This is a genomic window from Thermococcus sp. (assembly GCF_027012695.1).
In the GTDB taxonomy this organism is placed as follows: Archaea; Methanobacteriota_B; Thermococci; order Thermococcales; family Thermococcaceae; genus Thermococcus.
In genome coordinates this window covers 1-18,316 of sequence record NZ_JALUYR010000123.1, presented here as the reverse complement: position 1 = coordinate 18,316, position 18,316 = coordinate 1, and the positions used below count along the sequence as shown (strand labels likewise).

At 50.2% G+C, this 18,316-nt stretch carries 28 protein-coding genes; 26 read left to right on the top strand and 2 right to left on the bottom strand.

The window, feature by feature from the left end:
* Positions 1-204: 204 nt before the first annotated feature.
* From MV985_RS08765 to MV985_RS08685, 17 genes are all read left to right on the top strand, one after another.
* Positions 205-1,107: an integrase gene (locus tag MV985_RS08765; protein WP_297465401.1), complete on the top strand. Its 903-nt coding sequence runs from the start codon at positions 205-207 to the stop codon at positions 1,105-1,107.
* The gene (locus MV985_RS08760) at positions 1,104-1,292 is read left to right on the top strand and encodes a ribbon-helix-helix domain-containing protein (protein ID WP_366085387.1); all 189 of its coding nucleotides are present in this window, start codon (positions 1,104-1,106) and stop codon (positions 1,290-1,292) included. The genes MV985_RS08765 and MV985_RS08760 overlap by 4 nt, the downstream gene beginning before the upstream one ends.
* A gap of 149 nt (positions 1,293-1,441) precedes the next feature.
* Positions 1,442-1,624, top strand: a complete 183-nt coding sequence (locus MV985_RS08755; protein ID WP_297465397.1) for a hypothetical protein — start codon at positions 1,442-1,444, stop codon at positions 1,622-1,624.
* Between the two features lie 605 nt (positions 1,625-2,229).
* Complete coding sequence (locus MV985_RS08750) at positions 2,230-3,540, top strand: hypothetical protein (RefSeq protein WP_297465395.1); 1,311 nt, start codon at positions 2,230-2,232, stop codon at positions 3,538-3,540.
* Positions 3,541-3,544: 4 nt separating this feature from the next.
* The gene (locus tag MV985_RS08745; protein ID WP_297465393.1) at positions 3,545-5,713 is read left to right on the top strand and encodes a hypothetical protein; all 2,169 of its coding nucleotides are present in this window, start codon (positions 3,545-3,547) and stop codon (positions 5,711-5,713) included.
* A 12-nt stretch (positions 5,714-5,725) separates the two neighbouring features.
* Complete coding sequence (locus MV985_RS08740; protein ID WP_297465391.1) at positions 5,726-6,271, top strand: hypothetical protein; 546 nt, start codon at positions 5,726-5,728, stop codon at positions 6,269-6,271.
* Between the two features lie 14 nt (positions 6,272-6,285).
* Positions 6,286-6,624, top strand: coding sequence for a hypothetical protein (locus MV985_RS08735; RefSeq protein WP_297465389.1), 339 nt, complete (start codon positions 6,286-6,288; stop codon positions 6,622-6,624).
* Complete coding sequence (locus tag MV985_RS08730; protein ID WP_297465386.1) at positions 6,624-6,890, top strand: hypothetical protein; 267 nt, start codon at positions 6,624-6,626, stop codon at positions 6,888-6,890. The genes MV985_RS08735 and MV985_RS08730 overlap by 1 nt, the downstream gene beginning before the upstream one ends.
* Positions 6,887-7,687 carry a hypothetical protein gene (locus MV985_RS08725; RefSeq protein WP_297465383.1) on the top strand — a complete coding sequence of 267 codons (801 nt, stop codon included), beginning with the start codon at positions 6,887-6,889 and terminating at the stop codon, positions 7,685-7,687. Before MV985_RS08730 ends, MV985_RS08725 begins: the two co-directional genes overlap by 4 nt.
* 11 nt (positions 7,688-7,698) lie before the next feature.
* Entirely contained in the window at positions 7,699-8,181 is a 483-nt protein-coding gene (locus MV985_RS08720) for a hypothetical protein (RefSeq protein ID WP_297465381.1), read from the top strand.
* Between the two features lie 7 nt (positions 8,182-8,188).
* A complete protein-coding gene (locus tag MV985_RS08715; RefSeq protein ID WP_297465379.1) occupies positions 8,189-8,500 on the top strand; it encodes a hypothetical protein in 312 nt (103 codons plus the stop codon).
* Positions 8,497-9,318, top strand: a complete 822-nt coding sequence (locus MV985_RS08710; protein ID WP_297465377.1) for a hypothetical protein — start codon at positions 8,497-8,499, stop codon at positions 9,316-9,318. The genes MV985_RS08715 and MV985_RS08710 overlap by 4 nt, the downstream gene beginning before the upstream one ends.
* 124 nt (positions 9,319-9,442) lie before the next feature.
* Positions 9,443-10,861 carry a DUF87 domain-containing protein gene (locus MV985_RS08705; RefSeq protein WP_297465376.1) on the top strand — a complete coding sequence of 473 codons (1,419 nt, stop codon included), beginning with the start codon at positions 9,443-9,445 and terminating at the stop codon, positions 10,859-10,861.
* Positions 10,862-10,872: 11 nt separating this feature from the next.
* Complete coding sequence (locus tag MV985_RS08700) at positions 10,873-11,655, top strand: hypothetical protein (protein ID WP_297465373.1); 783 nt, start codon at positions 10,873-10,875, stop codon at positions 11,653-11,655.
* Positions 11,652-12,020, top strand: a complete 369-nt coding sequence (locus tag MV985_RS08695; RefSeq protein ID WP_297465371.1) for a hypothetical protein — start codon at positions 11,652-11,654, stop codon at positions 12,018-12,020. The genes MV985_RS08700 and MV985_RS08695 overlap by 4 nt, the downstream gene beginning before the upstream one ends.
* Before the next feature lie 66 nt (positions 12,021-12,086).
* Positions 12,087-12,287 carry a t26-17p gene (locus tag MV985_RS08690; protein ID WP_297465404.1) on the top strand — a complete coding sequence of 67 codons (201 nt, stop codon included), beginning with the start codon at positions 12,087-12,089 and terminating at the stop codon, positions 12,285-12,287.
* Positions 12,284-12,748, top strand: a complete 465-nt coding sequence (locus MV985_RS08685) for a hypothetical protein (RefSeq protein WP_297465370.1) — start codon at positions 12,284-12,286, stop codon at positions 12,746-12,748. The genes MV985_RS08690 and MV985_RS08685 overlap by 4 nt, the downstream gene beginning before the upstream one ends.
* Before the next feature lie 114 nt (positions 12,749-12,862).
* Here MV985_RS08685 and MV985_RS08680 read toward each other — a convergent pair whose 3' ends face one another.
* Positions 12,863-13,642: a hypothetical protein gene (locus MV985_RS08680; RefSeq protein ID WP_297465367.1), complete on the bottom strand. Its 780-nt coding sequence runs from the start codon at positions 13,640-13,642 to the stop codon at positions 12,863-12,865.
* Positions 13,643-13,812: 170 nt separating this feature from the next.
* On the opposite strand from MV985_RS08680, the gene MV985_RS08675 reads away from it, so the two are divergent.
* Positions 13,813-14,400, top strand: coding sequence for a hypothetical protein (locus MV985_RS08675; protein WP_297465365.1), 588 nt, complete (start codon positions 13,813-13,815; stop codon positions 14,398-14,400).
* On the opposite strand, the gene MV985_RS08670 is transcribed toward MV985_RS08675, so the two are convergent.
* The gene (locus MV985_RS08670) at positions 14,365-14,766 is read right to left on the bottom strand and encodes a hypothetical protein (protein WP_297465363.1); all 402 of its coding nucleotides are present in this window, start codon (positions 14,764-14,766) and stop codon (positions 14,365-14,367) included. The genes MV985_RS08675 and MV985_RS08670 overlap by 36 nt on opposite strands.
* A 169-nt stretch (positions 14,767-14,935) precedes the next feature.
* Between MV985_RS08670 and MV985_RS08665 the strand changes: the two genes are divergently transcribed.
* From MV985_RS08665 to MV985_RS08630, 8 genes are all read left to right on the top strand, one after another.
* Entirely contained in the window at positions 14,936-15,289 is a 354-nt protein-coding gene (locus MV985_RS08665) for an AbrB/MazE/SpoVT family DNA-binding domain-containing protein (protein WP_297465361.1), read from the top strand.
* Between the two features lie 279 nt (positions 15,290-15,568).
* Positions 15,569-15,727 (top strand): hypothetical protein, encoded by a 159-nt coding sequence (locus MV985_RS08660; protein ID WP_297465360.1) that lies wholly within the window; start codon positions 15,569-15,571, stop codon positions 15,725-15,727.
* A gap of 137 nt (positions 15,728-15,864) precedes the next feature.
* Positions 15,865-16,701 carry a hypothetical protein gene (locus MV985_RS08655; RefSeq protein WP_297465358.1) on the top strand — a complete coding sequence of 279 codons (837 nt, stop codon included), beginning with the start codon at positions 15,865-15,867 and terminating at the stop codon, positions 16,699-16,701.
* A complete protein-coding gene (locus MV985_RS08650) occupies positions 16,694-16,834 on the top strand; it encodes a hypothetical protein (protein ID WP_297465355.1) in 141 nt (46 codons plus the stop codon). Before MV985_RS08655 ends, MV985_RS08650 begins: the two co-directional genes overlap by 8 nt.
* Entirely contained in the window at positions 16,831-17,007 is a 177-nt protein-coding gene (locus MV985_RS08645; protein WP_297465353.1) for a hypothetical protein, read from the top strand. The genes MV985_RS08650 and MV985_RS08645 overlap by 4 nt, the downstream gene beginning before the upstream one ends.
* 28 nt (positions 17,008-17,035) lie before the next feature.
* Positions 17,036-17,446 (top strand): hypothetical protein, encoded by a 411-nt coding sequence (locus MV985_RS08640; protein ID WP_297465349.1) that lies wholly within the window; start codon positions 17,036-17,038, stop codon positions 17,444-17,446.
* Positions 17,443-17,880, top strand: coding sequence for a hypothetical protein (locus tag MV985_RS08635; RefSeq protein WP_297465333.1), 438 nt, complete (start codon positions 17,443-17,445; stop codon positions 17,878-17,880). Before MV985_RS08640 ends, MV985_RS08635 begins: the two co-directional genes overlap by 4 nt.
* Positions 17,880-18,316, top strand: a 437-nt coding sequence (locus MV985_RS08630) for a hypothetical protein (RefSeq protein ID WP_297465331.1), incomplete at its 3' end; no start/stop codon positions are given. The genes MV985_RS08635 and MV985_RS08630, both read left to right, overlap by 1 nt.

Below are 18,316 nucleotides of genomic sequence, written 5' to 3'. Positions count from 1 at the left end.
CCAAAAATGACCCTTGCCACTCAAAAAGGGCAAAGATTAGCCGTGCACTACTCAAAAAGCAATTCAAGTCAGGGGTTAACACCAAACGAAGCCTTCTTAATAGTTTCAACTTTGTTTTTAGCGTCCTTCGGACGCTATTTTAGGGTGAAACACTAACAAACAGGCCAATAGAACAGAAACCCAACAAAACAAATATCCTTAAAAATGCACATGCTCTTCCGCCAGCGCTTGCTTTGCAAGGGCTGTTATGGTGGGCCCGCGGGGATTCGAACCCCGGACCTCCACCTTGTAAGGCGTGGAAAACTCAACGATTTGTGGGTCATTTACAAAAAGCAGTTTGCAGAATGGCTCTCTAACCAAATAACGCCAGTAGTGAGGAAAGACTATCTTAAGGCTCTTGAAGTCTTCTTTGGTCGGCACTCATTGAAAACCTACGAAGACTTGGAAAAGGCCCTCAAGACAGAGAACTACAACGACAGAGTAGTGAAAGGCCTCCGCAAGTTCACAACATTCCTTGAGGAAAAGCACGTGATTGATTACCACCTCGCAGATGACTGGAGGAGAATTATGAAAATCAAACGGAAGGCCGGAGTTCGAGCCGTTTTCGTGACTGACGAGGAAATCAGAGAAGCATACAAAGTCATCAAAGAGCGCGGTGAAGAGAAAAGAATCCTCTTTGAGCTCTTGATTTATTCGGGCATCAGGCTGACACATGCGGTTCAGCTCGTGAACACATTCAACTGGCAGAACGTCTATATTGTGAATGAGAAGGTTGCCAGATACCCGCTCTTTGCATTCTCCCGCGGTAAAAAGAGGGGCTTTTGGGCTTATGCTCCCAAGGAGTTCTACGAGCTCCTTGAACCGATGGATGTCAACTATGTGAGCGCCAAGGATTGGGTGAGCCACAAAAAAGTCTCCGCCAACACGATACGGAAGTGGCACTATACATTTCTTATTCGCCAGGGCGTTCCGGCAGACGTGGCCGACTTCATTCAGGGACGTGCAAGCCAGCGCGTTGGGGCGACTCATTACCTCAACAAGACTCTCTTGGCAGATGAGTGGTATTCTGCCGTGGTTGATGACCTGAAAAAGGTTTTGGAAAAATGAATGGGGGTGAGCGGAGGATGGCCCGTTCGAAGGTAAATGGTTCTGGAACATTTATTTGGTCTGTTAGCATTGACAAGGAGACGCATGCGATGATAAAGAAGCTCGCGAGAGAGACTGGCATAAACAACCAGTCCGCAGTCGTCAGAATGGCAATACGTGAACTTTATCGGAAACACTTTGGGTAATGGTTATTTAATCTTTATTTAGCCGTTCATTAGCGCTTTTCTAATATTCTTAAATATCCAAAGCGTACTCTCTATTTTAGCGCACCTTGGGCCTTCCTCCGCTCAAATCAGTTCTCTCAAATCGCTAAAGTCATGGAGGCGGTGGTAGTATGAAGTCTCTTGATGTGGACGGAATAGCTCGGGAGATTGAAGCCCTTGACAGGTACGCTGAGAAGCTTAGGCAGCAGATCGACGCGGCGCAGCGGGAACTCGCGCGCGTGACGAGGAAGAAGCAGCAGTTAGTAGCTGAGGTTTCTCGGCTGAAGAAAGCGCGGAAGGTGATGGCAGTATGAAGCCAAAAAGCGCTGCTCAGCTCGTCCTCTTCCTCGTCATCGCGGCGTTCCGGTTCATTTTGCTCGCTCTGCTGGTGTTGGTTTCGGCTCTCTCGGTAGGGACGGGGCAGGTTTCGGCAGAGCATTATTCATATAATTTTGACGATGGGGTGGCTCCGTTTCAGAAACAAACTTCGGGGTATGTAATGGATTTGAGTATGCCAGTTCAACTTGAGCAGCAACGGTGGAAGATAGAGTTTGATTTGAATGTCGCAACCGAAGGTTCGGATGATGATGGGTATATAAGGATTGGATTTAGCAACAGTTCTACGAGAATTGGGTACCCATACCTATATTTTGGTGTAGATATACACGGAAATAATGACAAGGTGTATTTTGACAGGTATGGAACTGTGGGGGCTCCACTTGGCACATGGTTGCACGTTGTTTTTGTGGTGGAACCCTCTGGCGGAGGGGTGGGAGAATACGTTGCTCATCTGTTAGTCACTGACAATGAGACAGGGCAAGTGTATGTAGACACTACAGAAACAGGAGAGTATGGAGAGTATAGGTATTTCTTGATACAAGTGTGGTATGGTCAGTCGTTTTCTGTTGAGGATGGCACTTTGAAGCTCGTTGGAAGCTACATAACAGCTTATATTGACAATTTGAGCTTTGGGGACATTGTTTTCCCGGTTTCCTTCCACTTCACCAACGCCCTAACCTTCCAGCCTTTGCAGGGCGTTACGGTGAAGGATACAGACGGCTCGGTTCTCGGCACGATGGATGATGGCGGTTCGCTGGAGTTGGCTAAGGGCACGCACACGCTCACTTTCGAAAAGCAGGGGTACTGGAGCGTCACGAAGACTATCGACGTTCAGGGCGACATGACTGTTTCAGTCGAGATGTACCCCTCTTCAGCCGCCTTCAGGCTCGAAAACTTCCCCGCCGAGATAAAAATCCCTGAGAACACTATCTATGAGCTCACCTTCACCCTCTCGCCCATCCAGACGAGCGCGACCTACAACACTTATCTCTCCCTAAGCGGCCTCTCTGACGTCATAGAAGTCAGAAAAGACGGATCTCTCGTGTCTCCCGAGTCAGGAAAATATTACCTCGGCGACATTTCGAGCGATGTGCAGGTTTCTATCAAGTTCGAGGCCGGCGCGGTCGGCCAGCACGGCTTTACCCTCACCCTCACCTCGAACGATGCGATAATGAGCAACACCTATACGACGACGAAGCAGGTTGTTTACCAGGTCGAGCCTCTGCCCTTCAGCGTTCAGATGCCCTCTGAGTGGCAGGTCGGCCAGAACGAGTTACGCATCTCGGAAAGCAGCGGCCAGAGCTATCTTATCACAGCCGTTCTCAAGGACAACCAGGGTAACGAGGTCTGGTCTGACAGCCACGCCTTCAATCCGTACGAGGCGTACACTTTCACGGTCAATGTCCCGAGCGAAGGTTCCTACACGCTCGAATTGCAGTTCAACGGTCAGACTGTGGTTTATTCCGTCCAGGTGAACCCGGCCATTACTCTCAAAACCAAAACCCTCACCGTGCAGAAGGGTAGCGAGGGAACGATTGTCTTGCACTTTAAGAACCCGTCGAGCGACGTTCAGTATTACACTATCAAGCTGAGCGGCGGCTTCCTTCCGAAGGCAATCAACCAGAGCATTTCAGTTGCTCCCGCGACGGAGAAGGACGTTAGTATCGCCTTCGCCGTGCCAGATAAACTCACCTACGACGCCTACGAGTTGAACGTGGCCGTTCTCCAGGGCAACGCGACGGTCTTCAGCGACAAGGTTGCAGTGAGCATTTCTGAGGGTTCAGGATTCAGCCTCTTTGGCGGCGGTAGCTCTGGAGGAAAGACACTCTATTATGCGGTTGGCGCGCTCGTGGCCCTCGGCCTCTTCATAGCCGCCGCGAGGAGGAGGTGAGCTGATGAAGCTCTTCTTTTCACTTTTTGAGAAGAAGAACGACGATGAAGATGAGAAGAAGCCAAAACCGCGCAAGAGCAGGAGAAAGGCCGCGGCAGGAATCGCCCTTATCCTGCTCTTCGCCATGAGCCTCTACGCGCAGCCGGCCTCGGCGTTTGGTTTTGGAAGCATTACGAGTAAGATTTCTTCCGTGACTGACAAGGTAAAGAACACCCTAGCGGGCCTCTCCGGAGGCGCCCTGGTCGGGGCTACGATCGGCGCGGTGCTCGGCTCAGTAATCCCTGGAGCGGGCACGATAGCGGGAGCAGAGGCGGGAGCGATAATCGGCGGCGCCATTGGGGCCTGGTTGGGCTTTAGACACAGTTCGTCAGGTTCGGGAAGTGGGGGCGGTGATGCTCTGGACTATCGGGCCGCTCAAAACGCCACTACTGCGGACCTCGAGGACGATAAGGATGTGGTGGACAACACTGCAAAGGCCCTGGACGACACGCAGCAGGCCGCGTACAAGCAGATAGCCGAGTTGAACGCCGTCCTCCGCTCCGACCTGACGAAGTACGACATTAGTGAGACTGGAGCGACGGGAGATCTTTGGGCTGAGGTCCATGCACCCCAAAAAGCCTATGGTTTCAGTGCATTTCCTGTACAGATAAAACTCTACACTAAGGAGAGCAACATTCCGTTCAGCTACGTTCACATCAGGAGCATAAAAGTCTACATCAAGGAAGAGAACTCCAGCACCCCACTCTGGACTCGGACTTGGGATTATGGAACCGCAGGAAGCGAAGGACTCAACGGACAGAGCGTTGTTTATTCAACAATTCTCAAGGTTCCTGACCCGTACGCCTACCAGATCAAGCAGATGATAGATTCTGGCCAGGTTGACAAGAACCTTATCATGAAACTCTTTAACAACGCTTCGACAAAGGCTTGGGAGATCTTCGTTGACATTGATGCCTACCGTGAGGAGTGGCAGAATGATCCGCAATATACCGATCAGAGCTCTTGTGAAGCCCAACCCAACCATAAATGGGACGCGAATACTTCGACGTGCTACGTTAAGATTGGTGATAAGGACATCAGTTATCATGTTCAGACGACCTCGGCCTGGAAGCACGTCACCATGTCTAGTGACATTGCCCTACTGACTCAAGGAATGTATGCTAGCCTTCCGATCAGGTTTGCGAAGACAAGTTTGGCTTCGAAGTGGACGCTTTACCAGGAGAAATTCGTTGGAGCGGTTAGCAACTTTATAACGCTTACTTACGCTTCACCGGTGCACGTCATGGGCTCGACAGCTGATTATAAGTTCTACATCGCTCCAAACCCCGGCTACTTCAGTCCCCTTAACGTGACCATGACTGACGATTTCAGGTTCTTCACGGTCCGCGTGAGGGATGGCGGTTCATGGGAGCTTGCTGATTCAGTCTTTGGACACCTTGGAAACCTGACAGAAACTGGAGTGCCAAAGGACCTCAATGCCTACTACACAGAGGGCACGGATGTTTTGACCTACGAGACCTTTGGCATTGCCTACTTCACGATAAAAAGAGGCGACGGTCAGGAAATCCCAATTTGGGAAATTGTCTGGCCGAAGGTTTCTGTCCAGCCAGACGAGCGCATAGTGATGGACGATACACAGATTCAGCAGCTGGCGACTATCGTCAATCAGAGCGTGCTAACTGCTGATGACCTATCCCAATTGAAGACAAGCGTTCAGAGTCTAATAAACGGCCTCAATGAGAAGATAAGAACCGCGGAGGCATTGGAGGGGCAGGCGAAGGGCGTTGGTAACGAGCAGGCTGAGAGCTATGCCAAGAAGGCTGAGGTAGCATATCAGCATGCTGTCGATGCCTTGAATTATGCTGCGAGCTCTGACAACAAACAGGTTATTTTGAATTATCTCAACGCTGCTAAGAAGTACGAGCAGGCGGGCGACTTCTATATGTCTGCAGCTAAGAAGGCCCTTTACGGCGCTCCTGAACAGGCAAAACTGGACGCGCAGATGGGTGATAAGCTCTCGGATCTCGCGAGCCAGTATGAACCGCACATCGACGTTCTTGGCTCGGCAAAGAACGCGCTGAGCAAGAAAGTCATGGGCATCCCGCTTTGGATCCTGCTGGTGATAATCTTCGCTCTTGCGGGCGCTTTCGTGATTTGGAAGAAGTTGTTATGAGGTGGTGGAAAGATGGGAGATCCGGGAAGAAGGCTGAAGTGGGGCCAGTGGGCCTTGAAAACGGCCCTGGCCTCCGGTTTCCTCGGCCTCGTGCTTTGGTATGGGGCCGAGCATAGCGTGACCATGGCGCAGCTCAACACTGCCCTGGCCAGCATTCCAGCGGCTTTCGTGATACTGATAGAGATATTCGACAAGATTGCAGACAAGAACGACTTTTACAACAGCCTCTACAAGCAGTTCGGGGCTAATAAGAGCCGCGGAACTGGAGTTCTCGTCAGCCTCCTGTTTGCGGCCCTCGGGATGTTCGTCATCCTGTGGGCGCTGACGGGCACGATAACCATGAACGTAGGCACCTACGGCCCTGCTAACGTCGTTGTAGCGGGAATAATCAGCCTCTACATCTTCGCGCCCGAGACAGGCGACGATGAGCTTGTCCTGTGGGCCTGGCTGGCGGCCACTATTGCGACGAAGGGCCAGTATCTGGCCATAATGCCGGGGTGGGACTTCCACTTGAGCGGCCTTTCCATGCTTGTGAGGACGCTGATTCCAGCACTTTGAGGGAGGGGATAGCAGTGCTCGGCAGGGTTGCAGCGGCTCTCATTGCCTACCTCCTCTGCATTTTCCATTTCAGTGACGCAATGACTTCAGTAGCCGGCCTCTTCGGCCTCACGGGCTTTTGGGCGCTCTTTATCCCGAGCGCCCTGGTGGGCCTTTCAGTGTACAGAATCGCGGATTTAGACAGTTGGGGCGTTCCTGACGCGGCGGCGTTCCTCGTGCTTGGGGGCATTTTCATGCTCGCCCTCACGGGGGATCCGAGAGCGACTGCACTGGAGTTCGTGAAGGGCGTCAGCGGCTTTGGATTGATGGGCATCCTCGCGGGACTGACGATGAGGAACAGGAGGGCGGCGTGATGGACATGGGGGCACTGATTATTCTTGGAATTGTGGCAGTAATAGGCTTGTTCCTGCTCAAGAGCCTCGTTAAGATGCTTCTCTTTGCTTCGATAGTTGTTGCGGGGATCTACTTTGCCGCTAAGGCAGGATACTTGCCAGACAGCGCCTCGCACGCCGTGTTGAACAGCTTTTCGTTTTTTGAGAAGCTCGACGTTTCGGGCTTGATTGACAAGCTTTCCGCGCTCCTTGACAAGATTAAAGAACTTGGAGGTGTGTTGAGTTGAGGAAGAAGGAAAGGCAGTTTATAACCCTCGGCTTGGTGGTATTGTTCGCGGCGATAGCCTGGTGGGCCTACAACGGGCACGCCAGCCCTGGAGTAGTTCTCAACCTCGGCGACAATAGCACTAACACTACAGAGACCTACCAGCTGGCCGTTTCGGACCTAGCTGCCAGCGTTGACCAGGCTTCGGGCCACGTGCTCGTGACCTTCAGCCTGACCAACGCCGAGCACTTCAACATCAGCAGCGTTCAGGTTCTCTACGCGCTCAACGTTGCTGACCCGAACAACGCCACTTACACTGCCCTAAACACCACCATCGAGAACGGCACGTACAAGGCCGAGATTCCGAGCAAATTCGGCGACCTCGTCTACTACAAGGTCAAGGTCACTTACGACGGCGATAAGGTCCTCGAGAGCGAGGTTCAGAGCATAACCGTCACCGACACTACCGCGCCGACTATCAACAGCATCAGTATTGACTACAACAGCACGGCCCTGACCTTTGCAATCAGCTTCAACGCCACCGACAACGACCAGATAGCCAAGTACTACGTCTATTGGGCCGACCTCGGCACTTCCAACACCGTGAGCAACACTACCACCTTCACTCCAGTCGAAGCAACCACCCTGCCAGTCACCATAGCCAACCTCACCGAGGGCAACTACTACGCGCTCTACTTCACGGTCGAGGACCTGAGCGGCAACATAGCAACCCTCTACAACGAGACGGCCCCGCTCGTCGTCCAGGCCAACACGAGCGCGACCTGGCCGGTTCAGGTAACCGAACAGAGTTCGAGCTGAGGTGGGCTGAAATGTACGCCCACCGCCCCTCTCCTTCATTTTCCAAAGTGATTCTCCACCTGTTCGCAGTACTAGCGATAATTTTTTTGCTCTATTTCAGCTATTCGACGTTCAACGAACATGACCCCATCAAAGAACGCCTCTACCAGCTTGGTTATCCTGCCCAAGGATACATCGTCGAGAACGGCACTATAATGTGGGCGGACGGGCACATCACGATAATGCAGGGAGCCTATGTTGAAAACTACCCAATCACCGCAGAGGAAGCCTACAATCTCGTTCTTCAGTACCTCGCGAGCTACAATGAAAAACTCCGAAAATACGGCTACAGGCTCTATCCAGATAAGTCCAGCCTCACGGAGAAAGAGAGGAACGGGCAGAAGTATTGGGTTTTCGAGTTGAAGCTCAAGGCCGGCAGTAATTCAATGTTCGCGGGCTTCGCGTGGGTGAACAGGAAAACTGGAGCCGTTGAGGTAAAGGGCATCTTGGGGTGAGGCTAAATTGGGGAGATATAGGCGTGTCAGGTTACAACCATACAAATACAACTTTGAGATTCAGACGCTCTTCGACATTATTCGGTTATTGAGAGAAGTCAAAGTCAGTTACCAAGCGGAGATGGCCGGATACCTCGGAATTAAGCGTCAGACGATGAACGAGTACTTCAACAAAATAATAGTTCCTCTCGCGCGAAAGGGGGTCTTTGTTGTTAAGGAGCACTCATTACGGTATGGAGAGCCAAGATACCTTATCTGGCTGGCGCCGAACTGGCGGGAAGCGCTTTGCGAGTGGATTGCCGAGGAGGTGGAAGAATGAACTTCAGACCTATGAAGTCTTGGATTCCTATAATAATATATATGTTATCCATTGCTCCGGCCCTTGCGGTTACCTTCTCCTGGTCCGGAGCCCTCGAGGTTGGACAGAGCATCAATGTAAACAATCTAACACTCCTCGTTGACCAAAACAATAGAACTGGCCAGCTCGCGCTTATAGTAGAGAATGGAAGCGATATAGTGGCATTAATCCAAGGAAATGGGAGCACGAAAATAGGGAATCTCACGATTTCATTCGTCGGATTCAACAGGAAAGGCTACATCACCGTCCAAGGGCCAGAATTATTCACGGTTGGTCAGTCTTCCTCGATGAGTTCGGCCCTTCTGGCAGAGAATGCAAGGCTCAAGAGAGAGGTAGCTAGCTTGAGTAGAGAAATCAGCGCGCTGAAGAGCGAGAATAAGAAGCTCAAGTCACAGGTTGATTCGCTAAAGAAGGAGAACTCTCAACTCAAGGAGAAGCTGAAGAGTCAGCCAGACATTGCAGAGCTGAACGCGAAGGTAGTGAACCTGACCAAGCAGAACAGGGCTCTCAAGGCCGAGCTGGCCAATTTGACAAGGAAAATCAATCAACTCGAGGCTGAGAATGAGTTTCTGAAACAGCAGAACGAAGAGTACAGGCAGATTATTCAACAGGTTATGAACGAGCAGAGTTCTGAAGCAAAGCAGAGTTACATCGAGAAGGCGAAAAAAGAGCGCCTCGTTGGTTCTATACTGCTAAAGAGCCTGGCAGGGGCTGGCATTATAGTGGGGCTTGTTGGTTACGGCCTGTACAGAAAGAAAAGGTCGTGGGAGTTGGCATAGCGATAACACAGGAGGAGGTGGGCGTTTTGAGGGAGAGGTGCGACGAGGCGGGCGGAAGGGTGTAAAAATATTATGTGTGTGAAGAGGGTTATTTTATTTTCATTAAGAAAATGGAGGGGTTAGCGTGGAGCAGGTTGCTGGTGATTTCAGCTCGTGGACGCCAGTCACGAAAGGACGGTTAAACGAGATTTACATTGGTAGAGGGGTTAAGAGTGATGAGTATCGCCACACCCTGGACAGGTGGCTAAAGATTAATGAGGATGACGCTAACCATATGCTTTTCCTCGGGCCAAGTGGCTTCCAGAAGTCAACAACAATGAAAGCCATCCTCCAGGAGATTTGGCTAAACACCCGTTGGGGCAGGAAACAGGAACCCCCGCTCATCATAATTTTTGAACGGAAATATGACAGGGCAAAGGCACAGCTGGTCAAAAAGACGTTCTACGATCTGGTCAGGGAAAAAGGAGAGGGCTGGCTGAGAGCGAGGATGACTCAAGTGATGGAGCTCAAGCTCTATATCCAAATGCTCGAGCTTCCAGCCTATGAGGGCCGGCTCGGGCTTATGGGAGACTTCGCACTTGGATGGGAGAACATCCTCGGCTGGCTGAGATACGATAGACAACACACCCTCTTCAGCCTTTTCGGCATTAAACCACAGGCCTTCCCCATCAGGAGATTTGTCTTCAACCCAACAAGAGATCCTCATCACATAGCCCTGGATTCTGGACCAGAGACGGAGGTCGTTGCGACGTTCATCAAGTATGAGAGGCTGGACTTTGAAGACGTGGCGAAAGTGGTCAACATTAACCCCAACACGATCTACGCTCAGATAATCAAGTCGGCATGGGACGAGGAGAAGGCGAGAGACCCTGACGAGCTAGTCTTTGAAGCCAAACGGATTTATGATGAAATGCTAGAGTTCCTCGAAGTGGAGAATAAAAAGCCCCCAACGAGCCTGTGGGGTGTTTACAACGTCGCCAAGAGTCTTAAGAAAGTTCGCTGGCTAAAAACCAGTGGTAAGGACCTCTTCGACCAGCTCGACAACACGAAAATCAACGTGATCGACTTTAGCCAGAATTCCGACCTGACCGAGAGCGCAAAGAACATCATCTTCAAGAAAGTCGTCGAATGGGTCCTGAACGAGTATGTCCAGGAGAAAGAGACGGCTGTCTTCATTGCTGGCGATGAGATCCAGAATTACCTTCGCTCCCGTTGGGGCAAGAACATGGTGGCCAAACTCTTCCGCGAGGGGCGTTCAAACCAGGTGAACTTCCTCGTGGCTACCCAATACCTTCACAGCCTGCCCTCTGAGCTCGTCTATGGTGCTAGTCACATCGCTATCCTCGGGACTCTCGCGTCAGCTGATGATTACTCCCTCTTGAGAAAGGTCGTTCCTGATTTTGACGTCAGCTTTGAGCGTATTGTAGCCTCTTCGCCATCGGAAGTTGAAGAGCTCAAAAGAAAGTATCGCGGGCGTGGCTATTTCATTTATAACAAGTTCTTCACCGAGCGGATTCATTTCCGCCCTTCACAAACCCTGTGAGGTGAGTTGAGATGTTTGAGTGGTTGAGGCGGAAAAAGAAAAGAGAAGGTGGCCTTCCAAGGAGGAATTATTATAACGAACCCCAAAGCGGGCTCCAAGAAAAAGTCCTTGAGAAAGCCGAGCAGACCGAACAGAAATTGATGGATGAGGAAAAGCCGGTCCTCCAGGACTGGAGGCAGAAACAGGCCGTCCAGTCCCTAAAGTTTGTAAGAACTCACCACCAGGTGCTGAAGGTTTACTACAAATTCAAAAGTGGCAACAGCATGGTGAAGGAAATCGTAACCCTCGGCTACGTCCAGGGCGTTGCGATAGCCCCGAACAACATGCTCGTGATTGCCTACACTCCGAGGGCGCCGAGCTGGCTTGATGAAGTGTTCCTATCACTTGCCAGGGTTCTTGGGAGAGGGTCACAACAGAAGCTCCTCTGGACCTTCCCACAGTTCGCCCCACTATCCGCCATGGACACGACCATAATCGTCGAGGCCTCGAGGATAATGAGCACGGTGTGGGGCGACTTTGCAATGCCTCCGGAGCTGAGCGAGGAGCAGATCGCGGCATTCTATGCAATCTACCAGAAGAGCCAGACACTCGAGGCCCTGGTTGATAACGTGCTCAAGAAGACTGGCTTGCTCGTGAACACGGCCCTGGACATTAACCCGTTCGTCAAGAGCTACCAGCTCATTGAGAAGACCAAGAACCAGAAGAAGAAAGAAGAGCGCTTCAAGGTGGCCGAAGGTGGAGAAATCATCCTTAGCAGAGGAGAGAAAGACATTTGGGAGGAGTTCAACATATGAGTGAGGTAGTTGAGCCAGTTTCACCACCGCAAGATGAACAGAAAGTTCTGGCAAAGGACCTCTTCAAGGAAATAATTGAACAGCAGGAAGCCGTTGAAGTTCGAGAAGAGGCGTCTCAAGATGAAGCGGTAGTCGTTGAAGAGAAAAAACAAAAGAAGAGCGGTGGAAAGCGCCGCTACATTTCCATCACCGACAGAACAAACTCGGCCCTGATGCTCCTCGTGCTTCGGAGGCTGAAGGCAGCGGAGGAGCACTCGTTCCAGCCCGATGTCAAGGAGAACATCCGCGAGGCCGTAATCATCCTCAAGCGCATCATCGAGGAGAACGAGGACATGTTTCCAGGGGTTTTGAAACCTAAACCTTAGCTTTTTCCTTTTCTACGGTAGAAAACTTTATAAGGCAAAACCTTCTACCGTATGCTGGTGAGGCTGATGCTCAAGGTTCAGGTTCGCAAGCAAGTCAAGAGGCAGAAGAAGAGGGGCAAAGTCTATAATGTTGAGCAGAGGCTTATCTACATCCCGTCCAAGGCCGAGCTTCCAGAGGAGGTTTACCTCCTCGCTCCAGAAGAGCTTAAAGAGCTGGCCGAGCTGATTCCAGAGGAAAAGAGGCCGAGCTGGCTGGTGGTGGAATGAGTCAGTTAATATTCGTGGACAAATCAGACGATAAAAATATCTCCTATGTCTCCATCTTAATAATCACTGACTCAAATAAGGCCAATGTTTATGATAGCATAGTCAAATGGGTCAAACACTCTAAGAAACTCGGAAAGAAGAAAACCAGTTACTTTAACAATTTTCTCACGAGATATTCTCAAGTTCTGCCCTTCATTGAAGTGTCCAGGGCCTTTTCATATTTCAAGGGCTCAAAGCTCCCACAAATTATATTTTCAACCATTGACGCTTATGTTGATGACTACACCATCTTTGTTATAGATGATAAACTCGTTAAGGCTTTTCAGAAAAGATATCCAAGCCATGTGATTTTTGTAGAGGGTAAACTAACGGACAAGCAACTTAAGAAGATAATGGATCTTGCCGACAATATCTGCAACTACTTTAGGCTCAAGAAGGACCCGAGTCCAATTTGGAAATGAGTAGAAGAAGCCGCCAACTCCGTCCCCAACGGGACTTCATGCTCATGCGGCTCATCGCCCGATCATTCTCACGGGCTCACTTATAATGTGTGATATATCATATATAAAGATTTCTCACGGCAGCCGGCCGACCTCCTGACCATCAACAAAGAATCCAACCTTTCTCCAGGAGAGCTTCTTAACCTCCAAGACATGCTCATCGTTCGGCCCAATCCTGAACTTATCGCCCGGCCTAACCTTCGCGTCCAAAGTAACCCCATTCACTGCAACCCCAAACTTCCACCATCCATTAGACCAAAACTCATAAGTCTCATCCCCAACCCTCAGCACAAATCGCTTTTGACCTAATGCGAGAGACACAATGCTCGCCAACACAGCGATTATACCACCCACAAAAAGAGACGCTCCTGGACCATAATCATATGTCCTGAAGATAACATTCAAATCGAGTGACTTGGAAGTCACAAGGCTCATTTCATTACTTATATATAATGAGTAATTCCCCCGCTCAGGCGCCGTGAAGACAACATGAACCGGACTTTCAACTTTGCCAAAATCCCTGACCTTCTGCCCATGCTCCTTCACATAAATCCAAATATCATTATTACCGCCCCTCACAGTTCCTGCCACTATAATCTGCTCGCCCTTATCAAGAGGTATAGACTTCCAATAAATATACTCCTGAGGCTCGAGGACTTTAGAAACATGAGTCTTATGTTCCGACATTGGAGGATTCAAGAGAAGGATAACTCCAAGTATGAGAATAACGAAGGAAACCCCAAACATGGCCCACATTCCCTTAGTCCTAACTCGCCGATAACCGGCCGTCACACCAGCCGGCTTCAACGACCTCGGCTCCGCTATCCTCTTAAGACTCGGAATATCCTCACTCATCCCTCGGGCCCTCCTCCGCTCGTTTTAAGCGCAGAAGTTATTACTCCGGCCTATAAAAAGGCTTCGTTTGTTGAGAGATTACATAAATCAGAGAGTACACCATGTTGTCAACAATGACCAGTTAAATTCTTAAGGAAAATCTATATACCCTCCATGTAAGGTGCACGAGAATGACCGAGATAACCCTTATGGATGGTCAGAAATATGAGATAACATGGAAAGATTCCTTCAGATGGACACGGCTAGTTATGGCAGTAATCTTCCTTAGTTGGGCATACGCATCCATTATCACCCTCCCTCTTAGAGTAGTTTACATTCACCTTAACATATCGCCCGCTCTTGTGAATAGTGCCGCAATAGGCTACGCCCTGCTAAATACCATCGTGGCTTTCAAAAAGTGGGAGTACACGAGAAAAGCACTCTTCAACAAGAAAACGATGACAAAAGCTACAATCCTCTGGTCCGTCTTATTTGTGTACTTAGTTGTGTTCGTGTACTCCTCGGTTGGGTGGATTATCGGGGAGTACCTCAATCTCACCTTAGCCACGACGTTTTGGATACCCATCTTAATAGCCCTTTGGGACAGCGAAATTATAAGCAGAGAATGGTGGTATCTCTCAGTGGTGGGCCTATCCCTAATCCCAATAGCACTCCTATTCAAACTCCTCAAAACAAGTGTGGACGTCAAAACGATGGCCTACGGGCCAGCATCAGTAACTTCCCTAGTGCTCTTTCTCATGAGGAACCATATCCACTGATATTGCACTCATTTTTCTGTATTTATACAGTATATACGCATCTAAATAAGCCGCAGGATACCTACAGTGAAGCAATTTGGCCATAACAAGACCTACTACTAAAGGGGCATATCCTGTAATCGAATGGAAATTCAACACATCAGGACCACCACCAAGCTTGACTAGAATAGCAATAAGCGCTCCAATGCCTATCGGGAAAATCACAAATTCAGTTCCATACTTCTCGAAAAAGTCAAGCTTGGCCCGCTTCACAAACTCCCTATATTGCTCATCATCGAAAAGATTAAATGCCCTAATTAAATCATCAGTATCAGAACTCATGACCGAACCCCCTTTCTCTTTCTTTAGAAATATGCCAAATATCACTTTAAAGCCCTTTCTTTCTTCAGCTTAAAATCTTAAAACTCAACGCCTCTCTCGGCCCGTTTCACAGGGTCCGGGTAAAAATCCCACGCGCGAGAGAATTTCTCAAACCTTTTAAGCATTCGCACCATAAGAATAATTCGTAAAATCAGCACAGCGAAGAGGTGAGACAGTGAAGGAAAGCAAGGAACCGCTGGCGAAATTTCATGCACGACTTGATAAAGATGGTCGATTAGTCATCCCGAGGTATATTAGAGATACATTAAAGATCGAGAGAGGAGACTATGTTAAATTAATTGTCAGAAAAATCAAGATAGATTTCCAAGGCAAGACAATATTTGTGGAGACTCAAAAGCAGGTAATTAGTAAAATTGGAAGAAAAGGAACAGCATATATCCCCAATGAGGTCCGTAGAGATTTAAATATTGAGCCAGATGAGTTAATTGAAGTAGTGCTCCTGGATATCTTCAAAAGCGAAGTACCTGATAAGGAGTCTAATTTCAAATATGTTTTTTTGGACGTTTAATTATATATAGATATAATTATAATGCAAGAAAAGAAGAAGAGAAAAGAGTTTATTCCATCGCTTCTGTCCTCTAAACGGTTCTTTTTTTAGGTCTGATTTTATGATATACAAAATTTGTACATTTCTGTGCATCTAACGAATAGTCAAAGTAATTACTTGCTAATCTGTGGGCATTTTTCAACAATAATGTCCACACAAACCTTTTAAACTTTCCTTCCGTATGGATTATGGAACTTAGTTCCATATATGGATTTAAGTTCCATAAAGGTGGTGGCCAAGATGCCGAGAACTCGGAAGTATAAGGCCGTCAGGCGTGTGGAGTTCCTCCTTCCACCCGAGAAAGTCGAGGAAATGGAGCAGGCCAAGGGGCAGAAGGCTTGGGGTGAGTTCGTTTGGGAGCTGTGGGAGTTCTGGAAGGCTCACCACACCACAGTTTAGAGGCGACAATTATGGCCCGCGTTCAGAGACCAACAGCAGGACCAGGAAGACCCAAAAAGTGGCCAGAGGAGCTTGTTGATTTGTTTCTTCGTGTTCCCAAGTCATACAAAGAGAGATTCGATGCCGAACGCGGGCCGATGAGCAGGACTGAATACTTCGTGTTTGTGATGGACCACACTCACAAGGACATCAAGGAAATGGGGCGAAGAATAGCAGAACTTGAACAGATGGTGGCTCTTCTTGAGAAGGAGCTTGAGCAGAAGAACAAAATCATTGTTCAGAAAGACAAGATAATTGAACGCCAGAATAGAACCATAGAGCAACTCGAAAAGAAGCTCGAAGATTGCGCTTCTAAGCTCTTCGACTGCAAGAACAACAAGCCCAAGCTCGCCTCGAAGTGGTCTAAGATTCTCCTCGCTATTCCAAAGGCGGTGGAAGAAGGCCTGACCTGGAACGACCTCATGCGGGACCTCGGAATCCTCGACCCGCAGGAGCAGGTAGCGGTAATGCAACGCTTCTTCGTGACAATTGACGAGAACGGCAAGATTCCGGAAATCATCAAGCCTTTACCTGGCATCAAGGAGCTTGAGGGCATCGTCCTCTACCGCAAAGACGGCGTGAACGTCCGCTTTGCGAAGATCGTCAGGGAGGACACTCTCAAGGCCCTTCAGAGCCTCGACGTTCCAAAGCCAGCCAACGGCCAGCCCGCCCTCGAGGTCCCGCGGGTGGAGGTGGAGAAGAGTCTCAAGGTCTGGCTGAAGCAGTACGAGGATTGGGCATCCGACTGGAGGACGAAGGGGCAGGCTGAGCAGTTCTTGAGGGGCGTGGGCAACAACGGCCTGCGCAGGCTGGTGAATGAGTACGGTTTCGATGTTGTGGCTGAGGTTGTTGGTTCTAACGCGGATTATCGGGCCGTGTTTGGCCCGTTTCTCGAGAAACTGAGGAGGAAACTGGAGGTGAAGGCCGATGTCTGAGGTCGATCCGGGGTATTTGGAGGAGTTGTTGGAGATGCTGGAGAGCGAGGACGAGGAGGAGCGCTGGCTAGCGAAAGAACTGCTGGAGGACTTAGAGGAGGATTTGTTCTTTGAAAGGAACTGGAGGTGGTGAAGATGGCCGAGGCCGAGTTTTGGAGTTGGGTCGCCTCTGAGAAGGCGAAGCTGGACAGGGTGCTCGAGCAGGCCGAGGAAGTGCCGGACTTGCTGACGTGGCTGGAGCGGGAGATTCGCGAAGCGGAGGAAGATGGTGGGAGGGCTACGCTTCAGCCCTCCGCGACGTTCTGAATGCGATCCAGAGAAGGGAGGTGAGGGCATGAGCGATAGAATTAACGAAGTATGGGTTCTCGCGAGCGAACTCGGCATGTACTCTCACAAGGGAAACTCGTATTGGGTGATCAGGAAGTACAAGCGCGGAACCGGCTACTCGGCCAGGGACGTTGAAAGGCTCTTTTCAGGCTACACGAACTCAGGAAAGACCGAGAAGTTCGAGAGCTTTGAGGAACTCGTGAAATTCCTCGCGGACGAGCACCCGACCAGGAGGAATTACGGTTTCTCTGTTACACCGAAAGACATCCTGCAGGCCTTAGAGAACTCTCCGGAAGAAAAGCGGGAGTTTTGGAAGGAAGAGATTGAGTATCTCAGAAAGCTTCTCGCGGAGGAAGGGCGCACCAGGTCAGAGGTCAAGCCCACTCGGCAGGCCTCTCTCATGGAGGTGCTCTCATGAGTTTTGTTCCCGCAGTAAAGCGCCTCAAGCTCTCTGAAGAAGTCCAGGCGAAGTGGGGGGAGGCCGTGCAGGAGTTCAACGCGCTCAAGGTGCAGGTTCTAATCGACGACGATGACCTGCCTGAGGACGCAGTTAACGTCATTGACCTGGAGCGCCTGGTGAGTGTCCTCGAGGATGCCCCTGCACCTTCGCGCGTCTATGTGGACGGGAAAGTGTACAGGGTGAAGCTCAGGAGGAAGGTGGAGTACGGGCAGTACAGGGCTCTCATGGAGGAGTTTGGAAAGCTTGGAAGAGCATGGTGGGACAAGCGTGAGAGGGTCATCAAAGTTCTCCGCTACGAGGTGCGGCAGGAGGGCGTGGAAACGCCCGAGGTGGAGGTAATAGTGCCGGGGCAGGGTGTCGTCGGGACAATGCACGGGGGAGGGGTTGAGTGATGGTAGCTGCGAGGGCTGAGATGGTTTATACTAATGTTCAGGCCGGACCGAATTATTACGACCCGGCTTTTGATTACATGGAGAGGCTTGTCAGAGACGGGCGGAACAGGATGAAGTTCAGCAGGCTGATTGAGTTCCTCTTCAACAACCAGTACAAGATGACGGACATTGATTCGGTCCTCTACAGGCCGGTTTATGATAAGTTCGGGCATTACCGGGGCGAGAACTTCAGGGCGGCTTTCGAGCTGAAGTACAAGAGCGAGAGAACGTTCAACGGGTTCGAGTTAGAACTCAACGGACACCAGTTCCTGAGGATCCGGCGCCTGGCGCAGTTGCTCAGCATGCCGGTTTACTACTTCGTGAACATCGGGAACAGGAAGTTCATCATGTTCGACGTGCTTCACGTGAAGCCGCGGTTTGAGAAGCGGTACGAGGG

Excerpts from the sequence above, each read along its gene's own strand:
- MV985_RS08690 (WP_297465404.1), top strand. The coding sequence starts at position 12,087 with ATGCTCAAGGTTCAGGTTCGCAAGCAAGTCAAGAGGCAGAAGAAGAGG.
- MV985_RS08755 (WP_297465397.1), top strand. The coding sequence starts at position 1,442 with ATGAAGTCTCTTGATGTGGACGGAATAGCTCGGGAGATTGAAGCCCTT.
- MV985_RS08640 (WP_297465349.1), top strand. The coding sequence starts at position 17,036 with ATGAGCGATAGAATTAACGAAGTATGGGTTCTCGCGAGCGAACTCGGC.
- MV985_RS08680 (WP_297465367.1), bottom strand. The coding sequence starts at position 13,642 with ATGAGTGAGGATATTCCGAGTCTTAAGAGGATAGCGGAGCCGAGGTCG.
- MV985_RS08730 (WP_297465386.1), top strand. The coding sequence starts at position 6,624 with ATGGACATGGGGGCACTGATTATTCTTGGAATTGTGGCAGTAATAGGC.
- MV985_RS08700 (WP_297465373.1), top strand. The coding sequence starts at position 10,873 with ATGTTTGAGTGGTTGAGGCGGAAAAAGAAAAGAGAAGGTGGCCTTCCA.
- MV985_RS08720 (WP_297465381.1), top strand. The coding sequence starts at position 7,699 with ATGTACGCCCACCGCCCCTCTCCTTCATTTTCCAAAGTGATTCTCCAC.
- MV985_RS08765 (WP_297465401.1), top strand. The coding sequence starts at position 205 with ATGCACATGCTCTTCCGCCAGCGCTTGCTTTGCAAGGGCTGTTATGGT.
- MV985_RS08760 (WP_366085387.1), top strand. The coding sequence starts at position 1,104 with ATGAATGGGGGTGAGCGGAGGATGGCCCGTTCGAAGGTAAATGGTTCT.
- MV985_RS08655 (WP_297465358.1), top strand. The coding sequence starts at position 15,865 with ATGAGCAGGACTGAATACTTCGTGTTTGTGATGGACCACACTCACAAG.
- MV985_RS08710 (WP_297465377.1), top strand. The coding sequence starts at position 8,497 with ATGAACTTCAGACCTATGAAGTCTTGGATTCCTATAATAATATATATG.
- MV985_RS08685 (WP_297465370.1), top strand. The coding sequence starts at position 12,284 with ATGAGTCAGTTAATATTCGTGGACAAATCAGACGATAAAAATATCTCC.
- MV985_RS08745 (WP_297465393.1), top strand. The coding sequence starts at position 3,545 with ATGAAGCTCTTCTTTTCACTTTTTGAGAAGAAGAACGACGATGAAGAT.
- MV985_RS08675 (WP_297465365.1), top strand. The coding sequence starts at position 13,813 with ATGACCGAGATAACCCTTATGGATGGTCAGAAATATGAGATAACATGG.
- MV985_RS08695 (WP_297465371.1), top strand. The coding sequence starts at position 11,652 with ATGAGTGAGGTAGTTGAGCCAGTTTCACCACCGCAAGATGAACAGAAA.
- MV985_RS08740 (WP_297465391.1), top strand. The coding sequence starts at position 5,726 with ATGGGAGATCCGGGAAGAAGGCTGAAGTGGGGCCAGTGGGCCTTGAAA.
- MV985_RS08660 (WP_297465360.1), top strand. The coding sequence starts at position 15,569 with ATGCCGAGAACTCGGAAGTATAAGGCCGTCAGGCGTGTGGAGTTCCTC.
- MV985_RS08635 (WP_297465333.1), top strand. The coding sequence starts at position 17,443 with ATGAGTTTTGTTCCCGCAGTAAAGCGCCTCAAGCTCTCTGAAGAAGTC.
- MV985_RS08650 (WP_297465355.1), top strand. The coding sequence starts at position 16,694 with ATGTCTGAGGTCGATCCGGGGTATTTGGAGGAGTTGTTGGAGATGCTG.